We start from the raw sequence: 15,762 nt of genomic DNA, 5'->3' as shown, positions 1-15,762 counted from the left end.
CCGGGTGCGCGGTCGCCCGTCTCAGCCCGCCAGACCCAGCTCCCGCGCGATCAGCATCCGCTGCACCTCGCTGGTCCCCTCGCCGATCTCCAGGATCTTGGAATCCCGCCACATCCGGGCGACCGGGTACTCGTTCATGAACCCGTACCCGCCGTGGATCTGCGTGGCGTCCCGGGCGTTGTCCACCGCGACGGTCGACGCGTACAGCTTCGCCAGCGCCGCCTCCTTCTTGAACGGCTCGCCCGCCACCAGCCGTGAGGCCGCGTCCCGCCAGGCCAGCCGGGCGGTGTGCGCCTTCATCTCCATGTCGGCGACCTTGAACTGGACGGCCTGGTTGGCCCCGATGGGCCGGCCGAAGGCGTGCCGCTCCTTGGCGTACTTCACCGACTCGTCCACACAGCCCTGGGCCAGGCCGGTGGCCAGGGCGGCGATCGCGATCCGGCCCTCGTCGAGGACGCGCAGGAACTGGGCGTAGCCCCGGCCCTCCTCGCCCAGCAGATGGCCGGCCGGCACCCGGACGTCCTCGAAGGACAGCTCCCGGGTGTCGGAGGCGGTCCAGCCGACCTTGGAGTACGGCGGGGCGACGGTGAGGCCGGGGGTGCCCGACGGCACGATGATCGCGGAGATGCGCGGGGAGCCGTCGGCTTTGCGGCCGGTGACGGCGGTGACCGTGACCAGCCCGGTGATGTCGGTGCCGGAGTTGGTGATGAAGCATTTGGTGCCGTTGATCACCCACTCGCCGGCCGCCTCGTCCAGCCGGGCCGTCGTCCGGGTCGCCCCCGCGTCCGAGCCGCCGTCCGGCTCGGTCAGCCCGAAGGCGCCGAGGATCTCCCCGGAGCACAGCTTCGGCAGCCAGGTCCGCTTCTGCTCCTCGGTGCCGAACAGGTGGATGGGCATCGCGCCCAGCGAGACGCCCGCCTCCAGGGTGATGGCCACCGAGGAGTCCACCCGGGCCAGTTCCTCCAGGGCGACGCCGAGGGCGAGGTGGTCGCCGCCCATGCCGCCGTACTCCTCCGGGAAGGGCAGGCCGAACAGGCCCATCCGGGCCATCGCGCGGACGATCTCGTACGGGAACGCGTGCCGCTCGTAGAAGTCACCGATCTCGGGGGCCACGACGTCGTGGGCGAACTCCTCGACGGTGCGGCGCAGTTCTTCCAGTTCGGGGGAGAGCCGGTGGTCCATGGCGGTCACTGCTCCTCGGCGGAGGCGGAGGCGGAGACGGGGGAGGACAGGGCGCGTACGGTGCGCGACGGGCTGGGGCGGTCGAGGTGCGCGGCCATCCAGACGCTGGTGGCGACCAGGCGGCCGAGGTCGACGCCGGTGTCGATGCCGAGGCCGCGCAGCATCCACACCAGGTCCTCGGTGGCCAGGTTGCCGGTGGCGGACCTGGCGAACGGGCAGCCGCCGAGGCCGCCGGCGGAGGCGTCGACGGTGGTGACGCCGCACTGGAGCGCGGCCAGGGTGTTGGCCAGTGCCTGGCCGTAGGTGTCGTGGAAGTGGACGCCGACGGTGTCCACGGGGACGCCGTGGCCGGTCAGCTCGTCCAGCAGGGCGGTGACGTGTCCGGGGGTGGCGACGCCGATGGTGTCGCCGAGGCTCAGCTCGTCGCAGCCCAGGTCCAGCAGGGCGCGGCAGATGCGGACGACCCGCGGGACGGGGACCGCGCCCTCCCAGGGGTCGCCGAAGCACATCGACAGATAGCCGCGTACGTGCGCGCCGGCGGCCTTGGCCCGGGCCACCACCGGCGCGAACATGGTGAGCGACTCGTCCACCGTGCGGTTGAGGTTGGCGCGGGCGAAGGACTCGGTGGCGCTGGCGAAGACGGCGACCCGGCGGGCGCCGAGGGCGAGGGCCCGGTCCAGGCCGCGTTCGTTGGGCACCAGGACGGGGAGGGCGACCGGGAGGGCGCGGACCTGCGGGAACAGGGCCTCGGCGTCCGCCAGCTGGGGAACCCGCTTCGGGTGCACGAAGCTCGTCGCCTCGATGGTCGTCAGGCCGGTGGCGGCCAGGCGGCGCACGAACTCGGCCTTGACCTCCGTCGGGACCCTCGCCTTCTCGTTCTGGAGGCCGTCGCGGGGACCGACCTCGTGGATGCGGACCCGGGCGGGCAGGCCGGGCGCCGGGACGGCCATGGGCAGCGACGGCGTCACGGGGCCTCCTCCACCGGGGCGACGACCGCCAGGACCTGGTCCATGGCGACCGCGGTGCCGGGAGCGATGTCGAGCCGGGTGACCGTGCCGGCGTGCGGGGCGCGGATGACGTGCTCCATCTTCATCGCCTCGACGACCAGCAGGCCCTGCCCCGCGGCCACCTCGTCGCCGACGGCGGCCTTCACCACCGTCACCGTCCCCGGCATGGGCGCGGTGAGCGAGTCGGTGCCCGCGCGCGCCGCCCGGGAGAGGGAGGCGGCGACCGGGTCGTGGTCCCGTACCCGCCAGGCGTCCCCGTCGCGGCCGAGCCAGTCGCCGGCCCGGTGGAAGGTGTGCCGGACGCCGTCCAGGGTGACGGTGACGGTGTCGTCGGTGACGGTGTGGGTGCCGCGCGGGGTGTACTCGACCGGGTCGTCCACCCTCAGGTGGAAGGACGGCGGCCTCGGCTCCCCGCCCAGCCGCCACCCGCTCGGCACCGAGAAGGGGTCCGTCCAGCCGTCGCCCTTCGGTGTCAGCGCGTCCAGCCGTACGGCCGCCGCCGCCTCGTACACCTCCTCCGGTACGTCCCCGGGGACCAGGCCGGCCACCTCCCGCTCCACCAGCCCGGTGTCCAGCTCGCCCGCCACCACCGCCGGGTGGGCCAGCAGCCGCCGCAGGAACCCGGCGTTGGTCGGCACCCCCAGCGTCACCGTCTCGGCGAGGGCGGCGCGCAGCTTGCGCAGGGCCGTCTCCCGGTCCGGGCCGTGGGCGATCACCTTGGCCAGCATCGGGTCGTAGCGGCTGCCCACCTCGGTGCCCTCGCTCAGCCCGGAGTCGGTGCGGACGCCGTCGCCGCGCGGTTCGCGCAGCCGCAGCACCGTGCCGCCGGAGGGGAGGAAACCGCGGGAGCCCTCCTTCAAGGACACGGTCTCGGCGCACAGGCGGGCCTCGACCGCGTGCCCCGTGAGCCGGACGTCCGCCTGCGCGAAGCCGAGCTTCTCGCCGGCGGCGACCCTGAGCTGCCACTCCACCAGATCCACCCCCGTGATCAGTTCGGTGACCGGGTGCTCCACCTGGAGGCGGGTGTTCATCTCCATGAAGCGGTACGCGGACGGATCGGCGCCGGGGACGATGAACTCCACCGTGCCCGCGCCCCGGTAGCCGCAGGAGCGGGCCGCCCGCACGGCCGCCTCGCCCATCGCGGCCCGCGTCGCCTCGTCGAGGAGCACGCTGGGCGCCTCCTCGACGACCTTCTGGTGCCGGCGCTGGAGGGAGCACTCCCGCTCGCCGAGGTGGACCACGTTGCCGTGGCCGTCGGCCAGCACCTGGATCTCGATGTGCCGGGGCCGGTCGATCCACCGCTCCACCAGCAGCGTGTCGTCCCCGAAGGAGGCGCGGGCCTCCCGGCGGGCCGCGGCGATCTCCTCCTCCAGCACGGCCAGGTCCCGCACCAGCCGCATGCCCTTGCCGCCGCCGCCCGCCGACGGTTTGAGCAGCACGGGCGCGCCCAGCGCGCGGGCCGCCTCGGCGAGGCCGGGGTCGCGTCCGCCCGGGACGACCGGGACACCGGCCGCCGCGACCGTCTCCTTGGCCCGGATCTTGTCGCCCATCAGGGCGATCGCGTCGGCGGGCGGTCCGATGAAGACCAGCCCCGCCGTCGCGCAGGCCCGCGCGAAACCGGCGTTCTCCGCCAGGAAGCCGTAGCCCGGGTGGACGGCCTGCGCGCCCGTCCGCTCGGCGGCCTCCAGCAGCCGCTCGACGGACAGGTAGCTCTCCGCCGCCGGGGCCGGGCCGATCCGTACGGCCTCGTCGGCCTCCCGGACGTGCCGGGCGCCCGCGTCCGCGTCGGAGAAGACGGCCACCGAGCGCACCCCCAGCGCGCGCAGCGTACGGATCACGCGGACGGCGATCTCGCCCCGGTTGGCCACGAGTACGGTGTCGAACATCGTCGCTCTCCCCCTCACATCCGGAAGACGCCGAACCGGGGCTCACCCAGCGGCGCGTGGGCACACGCGGTCAGGGCCAGGCCCAGCACCTGCCGGGTCTCCAGGGGGTCGATGACCCCGTCGTCCCACAGCCGGGCGGTGGCGTAGTAGGCGTTGCCCTGCCGCTCGTACTGCTCGCGCACCGGTGCCTTGAACGCCTCTTCCTCCTTCGCCGGCCACTCCTCGCCGCGTGCCTCCCACTGGTCCCGCTTGACGGTCGCCAGCACGGAGGCGGCCTGCTCGCCGCCCATCACGGAGATCTTGGCGCCGGGCCACATCCACAGGAAGCGGGGGGAGTAGGCCCGGCCGCACATCGAGTAGTTCCCGGCGCCGTAGGAACCGCCGATCACCACCGTCAGCTTCGGCACGCGCGCGCACGCCACCGCCGTGACCATCTTGGCGCCGTGCTTGGCGATGCCGCCCGCCTCGTAGTCCTTGCCGACCATGAACCCGGAGATGTTCTGCAGGAACACCAGCGGGATGCCGCGCTGGTCGCACAGCTCGATGAAGTGGGCGCCCTTCTGGGCGGACTCGGAGAACAGGATGCCGTTGTTGGCGACGACGCCGACCGGATGGCCGTGGACGTGGGCGAACCCGGTCACCAGGGTCTGCCCGAACTCGGCCTTGAACTCCGCGAACCGCGAGCCGTCCACCACCCGCGCGATGACCTCGCGCACGTCGTAGGGCGTGCGCGCGTCAACCGGGACGACGCCGTACAGCCCGTACGGGTCCACCTTCGGCTCCGCCGCCGGCCGCACCTCCCAGGGCGGCGCCCCGCGCGCGGGCAGCGTGTCCACGATGGTCCGCACGATCCGCAGCGCGTGCGCGTCGTCCTGCGCGAGGTGGTCGGCGACGCCCGACACCCGCGCGTGCACCTCGCCGCCGCCCAGCTCCTCCGCCGTCACCACCTCACCGGTGGCCGCCCTCACCAGCGGCGGACCGCCCAGGAAGATCGTGCCCTGGCCGCGCACGATGACCGCCTCGTCGCTCATCGCCGGGACGTACGCCCCGCCCGCCGTGCAGGACCCGAGGACGGCGGCGACCTGCGGGATGCCCGCGCCGGACATCCGGGCCTGGTTGTAGAAGATCCGCCCGAAGTGGTCCCGGTCCGGGAAGACCTCGTCCTGCATCGGCAGGAAGGCGCCGCCCGAGTCGACCAGGTACAGGCACGGCAGCCGGTTCTCCAGGGCCACCTCCTGGGCGCGCAGGTGCTTCTTCACGGTCATCGGGTAGTACGTGCCGCCCTTGACCGTGGCGTCGTTGGCCACGATCACGCACTCCCGGCCGCTGACCCGGCCGATCCCGGCGATCACCCCGGCGGCCGGGGCCTGCCCGTCGTACATCCCCTCGGCCGCCAGCGGCGCCAGCTCCAGGAACGGGGAGCCGGGGTCGAGGAGGCGGTCCACGCGCTCGCGGGGGAGCAGCTTGCCGCGCGCGGTGTGCCGGGCGCGGGCCCGCTCACCGCCGCCGAGACGGGCCGCCGCCAGCCTGCCGCGCAGCTCCTCGACGAGGGCGCGCTGCGCCCGGTCGTTGGCCCGAAAGGCCTCCGACGCGGGGTCGGCCGCGCTGGACAGCTCCGGCGCCTCGTGCATCTCGCGCTCCTCTTGTTAGTGAGCGTTAACACGTGTGCCCCACAGGTTAACGCCCGCTAACCTCCCTGTCTAGAATCGGTCCCATGGCCACCAGAACCGACGCCCCCACCCGCCGCGAGCAGATCCTCAAGGAGGCCGCGCGGCTCTTCGCCGAGCGCGGGTTCCACGGGGTGGGCGTGGACGAGATAGGGGCGGCGGTCGGCATCAGCGGTCCGGGTCTGTACCGCCACTTCGCCGGCAAGGACGCGATGCTCGCGGAACTGCTGGTCGGCATCAGCGGTCAGCTCCTGACGGGTGCGAAGCGGCGGCTCGCCGAGGCCGGTGACGGCGCCCCGGAGGCGGTCCTCGACTCGCTCATCGAGGGGCACATCGACTTCGCGCTCGACGACCGCCCGCTCATCACCCTGCACGACCGCGAGCTGGACCGCCTCCGGGACAGCGACCGGAAGCTGGTGCGGCAGTTGCAGCGGCAGTACGTGGAGCTGTGGGTGGGGGTGGTGCGCGAGGTGTACCCGGCGGTCACCGAGCCCACCGCCCGTTCGGCGGTGCACGCGGTGTTCGGGTTGCTCAACTCGACGCCGCATCTGGGGAGGGCCTCGCGGGCGGTGGCGGCGGGGCTGCTGCACCGGATGGCGCGGGGGGCGTTCGCGGCGGCGGAGGGCTCCTGAGGGCTCGGGAGGGTTCTGCCGGGGGTGGACGCGGGGCCGTCGGCCGGCCGCGTCCACGCCGCGGAGCCGCGCACCGGCGCGGCCCCGCGCTCCTGGGGTGCCTCCGCGTGACGCGCGTTACCCGCCGCCCGCTCTGGACGCCCGTCCCTACTCGCCGGTACCGTGAGGTCTGAGCAAGCGCTTAGATACGTACCCGTGGAGGTGGGCGCCCGTGCGCCGTACGGTGTTCAACGAGGATCACGAGGCGTTCCGGGAGACCCTGCGCGCCTTCATCGAGGCCGAGGTCGTGCCGGAGTACGACACGTGGTTCACCGAGGGCATCGTGCCCCGCGAGTTCTACTACAAGCTCGCCGAGCTGGGCCTGTTCGGCATCAACGTCCCGGAGGAGTTCGGCGGCGCCGGGCTGGAGAGCCACAAGTTCGAGGCGGTCCAGTACGAGGAGACCGCCCGCGCGGGCGTCACCTTCGGCGGCTCCGGCGTGCACGTCCTGCTCGCCCTGCCGTACATCAAGATGCTCGCCACCGAGGAGCAGAAGAAGCGGTTCCTGCCCAAGTTCGTCTCCGCCGAGGAGATGTGGGCGATAGCGATGACCGAGCCCGGCACCGGCTCCGACCTCGCGGGCATGAAGTCCACCGCCAGGCTGAGCGACGACGGCACGCACTACGTCCTCAACGGCGCCAAGACCTTCATCACCGGCGGCGTCCACGCCGACCGCGTCATCGTCTGCGCCCGCACCGCCGCCCCCACGCCCGAGGACCGCCGCCACGGCATCTCCCTCTTCGCCGTCGACACCAAGTCCGAGGGCTACTCGGTCGGCCGCAAGCTGGACAAGCTGGGCCTGCGCACCTCCGACACCGCCGAGCTGGCCTTCGTCGACGTCAAGGTGCCGGTCGAGGACCTCCTCGGCGAGGAGAACAAGGGGTTCTATTACCTCGGCGCCAACCTCCCCTCCGAGCGCTGGGGCATCGCCTACGGCGCGTACGCGCAGGCCAAGGCGGCGGTGCGGTTCGCCAAGGAGTACGTCCAGGACCGCACCGTCTTCGGCAAGACCGTCGCGTCCTTCCAGAACACCAAGTTCGAACTGGCCGCCTGCCAGGCCGAGGTGGACGCCGCCGAGGCGGTCGCCGACCGGGCCCTGGAGGCCCTGGACGCCGGCGAGCTGACCGCCGCCGAGGCCGCCGGCGCCAAGCTGTTCTGCACCGAGGTCGCCCACCGCGTCATCGACCGCTGCCTCCAACTGCACGGCGGCTACGGCTACATGAACGAGTACCCGATCGCCCGCCTGTACGCCGACAACCGCGTCAACCGCATCTACGGCGGCACCAGCGAGGTCATGAAGATGATCATCGCCAAGGACATGGGCCTGTAGCAGCCACCGGCATGAGCGAAGCACTCCAGAACCTGCTCGATCTGCTCGACCTGGAGCGGATCGAGCGGGACATCTTCCGCGGCCGGTCCCGGTCCGCCGTGATCCCCCGGGTCTTCGGCGGGCAGGTGGCCGCCCAGGCGATGGTCGCCGCCGGGCGCACGGTCCCCGCCGACCGGCACGCGCACTCCCTGCACGCGTACTTCCTGCGCCCCGGCGACCCGGGCGCCCCCATCGTCTACGAGGTCGACCGGCTCCGCGACGGCCGCTCCTTCACCACCCGCCGGGTGGTCGCCGTCCAGCACGGCAAGCCGGTCTTCACCCTGTCGGCGTCCTTCCAGACGCACGAGGAGGGCCTCGACCACCAGGCGCCGATGCCGCCCGCCCCCGACCCGGCGACGCTGCCCACCTACGCCGACCGGCTGCGCTCCTACCCCCACCTGCCCGCCGAGACGGTGGAACGGTTCCTCGAGGCCCGCGCCGCCGTCGACCTGCGCTACGTCGACGACCCGCCCTACGGCGCCTACGGCACCCCGCGCGAGCCGCGCTCCCAGGTCTGGTTCCGCACCGACGGCAAACTCGCCGACGACCCCCTCCTGCACGTCGTCCTCGCCACCTACGTCTCCGACATGACCCTGCTCGACTCCGTGCTCCTCGCGCACGGCCGGGGCGGCTGGGCCGTCGGTGACGTCGTCGGCGCCTCGCTGGACCACGCCATGTGGTTCCACCGCCCGTTCCGCGCCGACGAGTGGCTCCTCTACGACCAGCAGTCGCCGTCGGCCTTCGGCGGCCGGGGTCTGGGCCAGGCCCGGATCCACACCCAGGACGGGCACCTCGCCCTGACGGTCATCCAGGAAGGCGTGCTCCGCGTCCCACGGGAGCACTGAGGGGCACGGCGCGGACGGAACGGGACGGGGCCGCGGGCGGCGGCGAGAGCGCCTTCACGGGGGGCGTCGCCGCCTTCGCCGAGGCGGGCGTCGTCCTCGTCGAGGCGGCGGCCGGCGTGATCGGCGACTGGCGTGATCGGCGGCCGACGTGATCGGCGGCTGGCTCCGGCGCGCTGCTGCCGGAGGCCGCGCACCCGGTCGCCGGCACCGTCACCGGGGTGCCGTGGCCGGCCGCGCCGAAGCGCGGCGTCCGCCCCGCCGGCGAGGACCGCGCCCCTCGGCCCCGGTTCCCGGGAGGCCCTGGCCGCCGCCGAGGCCGGCCTCCGGGACGGGACGGCCGCCAGCCGGGCCGGGCGGCGGCTGCGGGCCGGGCGGCGGCCGTGAACAGACCGGGCGGCGGCAGCGGGCCGGGCCGGGCCGGGCCGGGCCGCCGATGGTGCGCCGGGTCTGTCCGGACCCGGCGCCCGGCACGCGGGGCCGCGGGGCCGCGGGGGGCCTCAGGCCAGCCCCGCCTCCGCCAGCAGGTACGCCGTCATCGGGTCGTAGTGGCGCGGGCTGAGGACGTGGTCGTCGAGCGGGACGGTCACCTGCACCGTTCCCTCCGCCTCGGCGAGGAACAGCGCCGGGTCGTTGCAGTCGGCGTACCCGCAGGAGTCGACGCCGTGCTGACCGGCGTAGCCCGCCCAGCCGTGGTCGGCGACGACCAGGTCGGGCAGCGGGCGGCCGGCGCGCTCCAGGCCGGTGAGGATCGCCTTCATCGGTTCGCCCGAGTGGGTGTGCCACAGCGTGGCACCGTGCTCCAGCACCGCCACGTCCGCGAACTGCACGACGTACCCCTCGTCCGTCTGCAGCCCCTCCGGGATGACGACGATCTCGCAGCCGGCGGCGCGCAGCGCGGCGGCCGTCGCCCGGTGCACGTCCAGCAGGCCGCCGGGGTGGCCGGTGGCGAACAGCACCCGCTGCGCGCTGTCGGCGGCCTTGCGCAGCCGCTCGGCCAGCCGCTCCAGCGCGGCCACGGTCAGCTCGGGGTCGATGGTGTCCTGGCCGTGGCGGAACTCGGCGTCGTCGACGACACCGACCCGCTCCGCCATCACCGCGAGCACGTCCTGCTCGTCGCTCCAGCGGTCGCCCAGCTCCAGGCCGAGCCAGTAGTTGCGGTCGCCGTTCGCGAGCTTCCGGTAGTGCGAGAGGTTGTTCTCGCGGGGAGTGGCGACGTCGCCCGCGATACGGGTACGGACGAGGTGTTCGACGAGTTCGGCACGGCTGGGTGTCCCGGGTATCGGCATGCCTCCCATTGTGGGGCAGCGGCCGGCGGGCGTCCCCGGTGTACCGCTCCTCGGACGCGGCTCACCCCCGGCGCAGCGCGAACCACAGCTCCATCCGCACGTCCGGGTCGTCGAGGTCGGCGTCGAGCAGCGCCGCGCACCGGGCGATGCGCTGGCGCACGGTGTTGCGGTGCACCGACAGGGCGACGGCCGTGCGGTCCCAGCTCCCGTGCAGCGACAGCCACGTCCGCAGCGTCTCGGCCAGCGCCGCCGACCCCGCCAGCGGCGCGAGCAGCGCCCGCGCGTGCGCCGCCGCCTCCGCCTCCGGGACCAGGCCGGCGAGGGCGCCCCGGCCGCCGTGCCGGACCAGCGGGGCCCGGGTGGCGCGGGCCCGCGCCAGCGCCCGCGCGGCCTGCGCGTCGGCGGCCGGCCACTCGGCGGCCGGCACCGCGGCGCTCACCCCGAGCGTCCACCCGGGCCGCGGCCCCGGCTCCCGGCCCGCCGGGAGCAGCACCCGCACCCGGTCCCCGGCCGGATCCACCAGCGGCGACCCCAGGGCCGCGCCCAGCGCGAGTGCCGCGGCCGTGTCCGGCGCCGCCCCGCCCGGCCGGTCGCGCCGGGCGTGCACCACCAGCCACCGCCCGTCGTCCTCCGGCCCCGCCGCCAGCAGCGGCGCCACCTCCTCGGGCGCCGCGCCCAGCACCACCCGCACCAGGGCCGTCGTCCGGGCGGCGTCCGCGCCGTCGGGGCGCTCTCCGGCCAGCAGGGAGAGCAGCACCGCCGCCAGGGAGGCGATCGTGTGGTCACCCGGCTCCCGCCGCCCGGCCGCCACCCCGAGCACCGGCCCCCGGTCCCCGGCGCCCAGCGCGTACGCCGCCAGGTGCGCACCCGCGACGGCGTCCGTCGCGGTGCTCGCGGCACCGGAGGTCCGTCCGCCGACGAACCGGGCCAGCGAGGCGAGCGCCTCGCCCGCCCCCTCCGCCGGCTCCCGGCCCTGGGCGGCGAGCGGCTCCCCGTCCGGCCCGAACAGCACCGCCCGGCCGCCCAGCAGCACCGCGAGCCGCCGCAGCACCGAGGCCACCGGATCCGGCCGGGACGCCGCCGCGGCCAGCCCCCGCTGCGCCTCGGCCACCCGCCGCAGCTCCGCCAGCCGGACCTGCGCCACCAGCTGCCACACCGCCCGCGCCACCGCCGCGAACGTCGTGTGCGGCGGCACCTCGAGCAGCGGCAGCCCGTACGCCTCGCAGGCCGCCACCAGCGCCCGCGGCACCGTGTCGTGCACCGGCGCCACCCCGAAGCCCAGCGCCGCGCCGCCGCCCGCCACGATCCGCGCCACGTAGTCGTCGAAGTACGTCCCCGACCCCGCCGCCTGCGGGATGTGCACCCCCGCCGTCAGCAGCAGCTCACCGCCGAGCAGGTACGGGTACGGGTCGGACATCTCCGAGGTCTGCGCCCAGTGCACCGCCGTTTCGGACGCCACCGGGCCGGCGATCTGCCGCAGCGCCAGGTCCTCCCGGGCGAGCAGCGCCGCCAGCGGCACGGGCGGCGTCGGCGGGACCGCCGGCTCCTGGACCATGTGGACGTTTCCTCCCGGGAGCCCCTGCTGAATGGAGGAAACGTACACTTCGCAGTCGCTTTTCGGCCACCTAGTGTCAGTGCGGAACTGAGCGAAGGAGGGTCCCATGGCCATCGACTACCTGGTGATCGTCGCCTATCTGGCTGGCATGCTGGCCATGGGCTGGTGGGGCATGCGCCGCGCCAAGTCCAAGAGCGAGTTCCTCGTCGCCGGGCGCCGGCTCGGACCGGCGATGTACTCCGGCACCATGGCCGCGATCGTCCTCGGCGGCGCGTCCACCATCGGCGGCGTCGGCCTCGGCTACCAGTACGGCCTCTCCGGCGCCTGGATGGTCGTCACCATCGGCCTGGGCATCCTCGCCCTGTCGGTGTTCTTCTCCGCCCGCATCGCCCGGCTGAAGGTCTACACCGTCTCCGAGATGCTCGACCTGCGCTACGGCGGCAGGGCCGGCGTCATCTCCGGCGTCGTCATGTGGGCGTACACCCTGATGCTCGCGGTGACCTCGACCATCGCCTACGCCACCATCTTCGACGTCCTCTTCGACGTGAACCGCACCCTCGCCATCGTCCTCGGCGGCTCGATCGTCGTCGCCTACTCCACCCTCGGCGGCATGTGGTCGATCACCCTCACCGACATGGTGCAGTTCGTCGTCAAGACCATCGGCGTGCTGCTCCTGCTGCTGCCCATCGCGGTGGTGAAGGCCGGCGGCTTCGGCGCGATGAAGGACCAGCTGCCCACCTCGTACTTCGACCCGCTGGGCATCGGCGGCGAGACCATCTTCACGTACGTGCTGATCTACACCTTCGGCATGCTCATCGGCCAGGACATCTGGCAGCGGGTGTTCACCGCGCGCGGCGACCGCACCGCCAAGTGGGGCGGCACCGTCGCCGGCACCTACTGCCTCGCCTACGCCGTCGCCGGCGCCGTCATCGGCACCGCCGCGAAGGTCATGTACCCCGACCTCGCCAACCCCGACGACGCCTTCGCCACCATCGTCAAGGACGAACTCCCCGTCGGCCTGCGCGGACTGGTCCTCGCCGCCGCCCTCGCCGCCGTGATGTCCACCTCCTCCGGCGCGCTGATCGCCTGCGCCACCGTCGCCAACAACGACATCTGGTCCCGGCTGCGCGGCCGGAGCACCGCCGCCGACGGCGCGGAGCACGACGGCGCGGAGCACGACGAGGTGAAGGGCAACCGCGTCTTCATCCTCCTCATGGGCGTCGCCGTCATCTGCGCGGCCATCGTCCTCAACGACGTCGTCGAGGCCCTCACCGTCGCCTACAACCTCCTCGTCGGCGGACTCCTCGTCCCGATCCTCGGCGGCCTGCTGTGGAAGCGCGGCACCGCCCAGGGCGCGCTCGCCGCCGTCGCCGTCGGCGGCCTGGCGGTGACCGGCCTCATGGCGGGCTACGGCATCCTCGCCAACGAGCCCGTCTACTACGGCCTGCTCGCCTCCCTCGCCGCCTACCTGGTGGTCTCCCTCGCCACCCGCCCGACCGACGCCGCCGTCCTCGCCGCCTGGCGCGAACGCCTCGCCGGCCGCGCCCCCGAAACCGTGTCCGAACCGGCCCCCGCACACCAGTAGGGCCGGAAGCAAGCAGTACATGCGCGACGAAGCGTACGAAGGAAGAAGGCAGTTCATGAGCAGCAACGAGACGCCCCGCGGCCCCGTCGACTCCTCCCGGGTCCCGCGCTACGCCGGCCCGGCGACCTTCGCCCGGCTGCCCCGGCTCGACGAGGTCGGCCGCGCCGACGTCGCCGTCGTGGGCGTCCCGTTCGACTCGGGCGTCTCCTACCGGCCCGGCGCCCGCTTCGGCGGCAACGCCATCCGCGAGGCGTCCCGGCTGCTGCGCCCCTACAACCCCGCGCAGGACGCCTCCCCCTTCGCCCTCGCCCAGGTCGCCGACGGCGGCGACATCGCCGTCAACCCCTTCCACATCGACGAGGCCGTGGAGACCCTCGAGGCCGTCGCCGACGACCTGCTCGGCACCGGCGCCCGCCTGATGACCCTCGGCGGCGACCACACCATCGCCCTGCCGCTGCTGCGCTCGGTCGCCAAGAAGCACGGCCCCGTCGCGCTGCTCCACTTCGACGCCCACCTCGACACCTGGGACACCTACTTCGGCGCCGAGTACACCCACGGCACCCCGTTCCGCCGTGCCGTCGAGGAGGGCGTCCTCGACACCTCCGCCCTCTCCCACGTCGGCACCCGCGGCCCCCTGTACGGCAAGCAGGACCTCACCGACGACGCCAAGATGGGCTTCGGCATCGTCACCTCCGCCGACGTCTACCGGCGCGGCGCCGACGAGGTCGCCGACCAGCTCCGCCAGCGCATCGGCGACCGCCCGCTGTACATCTCCATCGACATCGACTGCCTCGACCCCGCCCACGCCCCCGGCACCGGCACCCCCGAGGCCGGCGGCATGACCTCCCGCGAGCTGCTGGAGATCCTCCGCGGCCTGGCGTCGTGCAACCTTGTCTCCGCGGACGTCGTCGAGGTGGCGCCCGCCTACGACCACGCCGAGATCACGTCGGTGGCCGCCTCCCACACGGCCTACGAACTGACCACGATCATGGCCCGACAGATTGCCGAGGCACGCGCGAAGTGACGCACGACCACGACCTGGAGCTCCGTCCGACGCCCGCCCAGACCGAGGCGGCGCTGAACCCGCCTCCCGGCCGCACCGGCGGAGACCTGGTCGTGGAGAGTCTCGCCGGGCTCGGCGCGACCACCGTCTTCGGCCTGCCCGGCCAGCACGCCCTCGGCGTGTTCGACGCGCTGCGCCGCTCCGGCCTGCGCTACCTGGGCCTGCGGGTGGAGAACAACGCGGGGTTCGCCGCCGACGCCTACGGCCGGATCACCGGCGAGGCGGCCCCGCTGCTGCTCTCCACCGGCCCCGGCGCGCTCACCTCGCTCGCCGCCCTCCAGGAGGCCCGCGCCGCCTCCGCGCCCGTCCTCGCCATCAGCAGCCAGGTCCCCACCGCCGGGCTCGGCGGCGGCCGCCACGGCTACCTGCACGAACTCCCCGACCAGGCGGCGTCCTTCCGCGGCGTCGTCAAGTCCGTGCACACCGTCCGCACCCAGTCGCAGATCCCCTCCGCGATCGCCGAGGCGTGGACGTCGGCGCTGACCGTCCCGCACGGCCCGGTGTGGGTGGAGATCCCGCAGGACGTGCTGCTCGCCGAGACCGCGATCCCCGTGGTGACCGGCGGCGACACCTTCCCCGAGGAACTCCCCCCGCGCCCCGAGCTGACCGCGGTCGCCGCCGACCTGCTCTCCCGCGCCGCGCGCCCCGCGATCGTCGCGGGCGGCGGCGTGGTCCGCGCGGACGCCGCCAAGAAGCTCCGGCAGCTCGCCGAACGCCTCCAGGCCCCCGTCGTCACGACCTTCGGCGGCAAGGGCGCCTTCCCCTGGGAGCACCCGCTCTCCCTCCAGTCCTGGCTGGAGGACCGGCACACCACCGACTTCCTGGAGGACGCCGACGTCCTCCTCGTCGTCGGCTCCGGCCTCGGTGAACTCTCCTCCAACTACCACACGTTCCGGCCCCGCGGCCGGGTGATCCAGATCGAGGCCGACCTCGGCAAGCTGGAGTCCAACCACCCCGCCCTCGGCATCCACGCCGACGCCCGCCTCGCCCTGCAGGCGCTCCTGGAGACGGTGGACGCCCGCACCGACCCGGCCGCCCCCGACCGCGTCCGCACGGTGCTGGACCGGGTCCGCGCCCGCCTTGCCGCCCAGGACCTCACCCTGGAGCAGGACGTCCTGGCGGCCGTCCGCGCGGCCCTCCCGGCCGGCTCCCCGTCCTTCTGGGACATGACCATCCTGGCCTACTGGGCGTGGTCGGCCTTCGACCCCGAGGGTCCCAACACCATGCACTCCGCCCAGGGCGCCGGCGGCCTCGGCTACGGCTTCCCGGCGGCCCTGGGAGCCGCCGCCGCCGACCCCACCCACCCGGTCCTCGCGGTCTCCGGGGACGGCGGCGCACTCTACTCGATCGCCGAACTCGCCACCGCCCGCCAGTACGACCTGGACGTCACCTGGCTGATCGTCGACGACGGCGGCTACGGCATCCTGCGCGAGTACATGACCGACGCCTTCGGCCAGGCCACGGCGACCGAGCTGACCCGCCCGGACTACGTGGCGCTGGCCGAGTCCTTCGGCGTCCCCGGTGTGCGCACCTGCCCGGAGACCCTCCGGGCCGACCTCGCGGAGGCCCTCGCGACGCCGGGCCCCTCGGTGGTCGTCCTCCCGGCGGTGCTGCGCATGTTCGCGCCGACGCACCTGTAGCGGGCG

12 protein-coding genes are annotated in these 15,762 nt (G+C 74.3%); 6 read left to right on the top strand and 6 right to left on the bottom strand.

The window, feature by feature from the left end:
- Positions 1–21: 21 nt before the first annotated feature.
- From ACY1JF_RS03350 to ACY1JF_RS03335, 4 genes are read right to left on the bottom strand one after another with little or no spacing between them, the layout of a single operon-like run.
- Positions 22–1,182: an acyl-CoA dehydrogenase family protein gene (locus ACY1JF_RS03350; protein ID WP_462703489.1), complete on the bottom strand. Its 1,161-nt coding sequence runs from the start codon at positions 1,180–1,182 to the stop codon at positions 22–24.
- Positions 1,183–1,187: 5 nt separating this feature from the next.
- Entirely contained in the window at positions 1,188–2,132 is a 945-nt protein-coding gene (locus tag ACY1JF_RS03345; protein ID WP_462703488.1) for a hydroxymethylglutaryl-CoA lyase, read from the bottom strand.
- A gap of 14 nt (positions 2,133–2,146) precedes the next feature.
- Positions 2,147–4,075 carry an acetyl/propionyl/methylcrotonyl-CoA carboxylase subunit alpha gene (locus tag ACY1JF_RS03340; RefSeq protein WP_462703427.1) on the bottom strand — a complete coding sequence of 643 codons (1,929 nt, stop codon included), beginning with the start codon at positions 4,073–4,075 and terminating at the stop codon, positions 2,147–2,149.
- A gap of 14 nt (positions 4,076–4,089) precedes the next feature.
- Positions 4,090–5,706: a carboxyl transferase domain-containing protein gene (locus ACY1JF_RS03335; RefSeq protein WP_462703426.1), complete on the bottom strand. Its 1,617-nt coding sequence runs from the start codon at positions 5,704–5,706 to the stop codon at positions 4,090–4,092.
- 83 nt (positions 5,707–5,789) lie between these two features.
- Between ACY1JF_RS03335 and ACY1JF_RS03330 the strand changes: the two genes are divergently transcribed.
- The 3 genes from ACY1JF_RS03330 to ACY1JF_RS03320 all read left to right on the top strand — a co-directional run bounded on the left by ACY1JF_RS03330 (position 5,790) and on the right by ACY1JF_RS03320 (position 8,627).
- Positions 5,790–6,374, top strand: a complete 585-nt coding sequence (locus ACY1JF_RS03330) for an SACE_7040 family transcriptional regulator (protein ID WP_462703425.1) — start codon at positions 5,790–5,792, stop codon at positions 6,372–6,374.
- Between the two features lie 211 nt (positions 6,375–6,585).
- Positions 6,586–7,743, top strand: a complete 1,158-nt coding sequence (locus tag ACY1JF_RS03325) for an acyl-CoA dehydrogenase family protein (RefSeq protein WP_462703424.1) — start codon at positions 6,586–6,588, stop codon at positions 7,741–7,743.
- Positions 7,744–7,754: 11 nt separating this feature from the next.
- A complete protein-coding gene (locus tag ACY1JF_RS03320; protein ID WP_462703423.1) occupies positions 7,755–8,627 on the top strand; it encodes an acyl-CoA thioesterase in 873 nt (290 codons plus the stop codon).
- Between the two features lie 497 nt (positions 8,628–9,124).
- On the opposite strand, the gene ACY1JF_RS03315 is transcribed toward ACY1JF_RS03320, so the two are convergent.
- Positions 9,125–9,913 carry a phosphatase gene (locus ACY1JF_RS03315; protein WP_462703422.1) on the bottom strand — a complete coding sequence of 263 codons (789 nt, stop codon included), beginning with the start codon at positions 9,911–9,913 and terminating at the stop codon, positions 9,125–9,127.
- A gap of 61 nt (positions 9,914–9,974) precedes the next feature.
- Positions 9,975–11,468 (bottom strand): PucR family transcriptional regulator, encoded by a 1,494-nt coding sequence (locus tag ACY1JF_RS03310; protein ID WP_462703421.1) that lies wholly within the window; start codon positions 11,466–11,468, stop codon positions 9,975–9,977.
- A gap of 106 nt (positions 11,469–11,574) precedes the next feature.
- On the opposite strand from ACY1JF_RS03310, the gene ACY1JF_RS03305 reads away from it, so the two are divergent.
- From ACY1JF_RS03305 to ACY1JF_RS03295, 3 genes are read left to right on the top strand one after another with little or no spacing between them, the layout of a single operon-like run.
- Positions 11,575–13,053, top strand: a complete 1,479-nt coding sequence (locus ACY1JF_RS03305; protein WP_462703420.1) for a sodium:solute symporter family protein — start codon at positions 11,575–11,577, stop codon at positions 13,051–13,053.
- 55 nt (positions 13,054–13,108) lie between these two features.
- Entirely contained in the window at positions 13,109–14,077 is a 969-nt protein-coding gene (speB, locus tag ACY1JF_RS03300) for an agmatinase (RefSeq protein WP_462703419.1), read from the top strand.
- Positions 14,074–15,756 (top strand): thiamine pyrophosphate-binding protein, encoded by a 1,683-nt coding sequence (locus ACY1JF_RS03295; RefSeq protein WP_462703418.1) that lies wholly within the window; start codon positions 14,074–14,076, stop codon positions 15,754–15,756. Before speB ends, ACY1JF_RS03295 begins: the two co-directional genes overlap by 4 nt.
- The last annotated feature ends 6 nt before the right edge of the window (positions 15,757–15,762 follow it).

It is taken from the genome of Streptomyces sp. SYSU D01066-1 (assembly GCF_054956795.1).
Note: the sequence above shows the minus strand (reverse complement) of the source record. Positions and strands in the feature narration are given on the sequence as shown.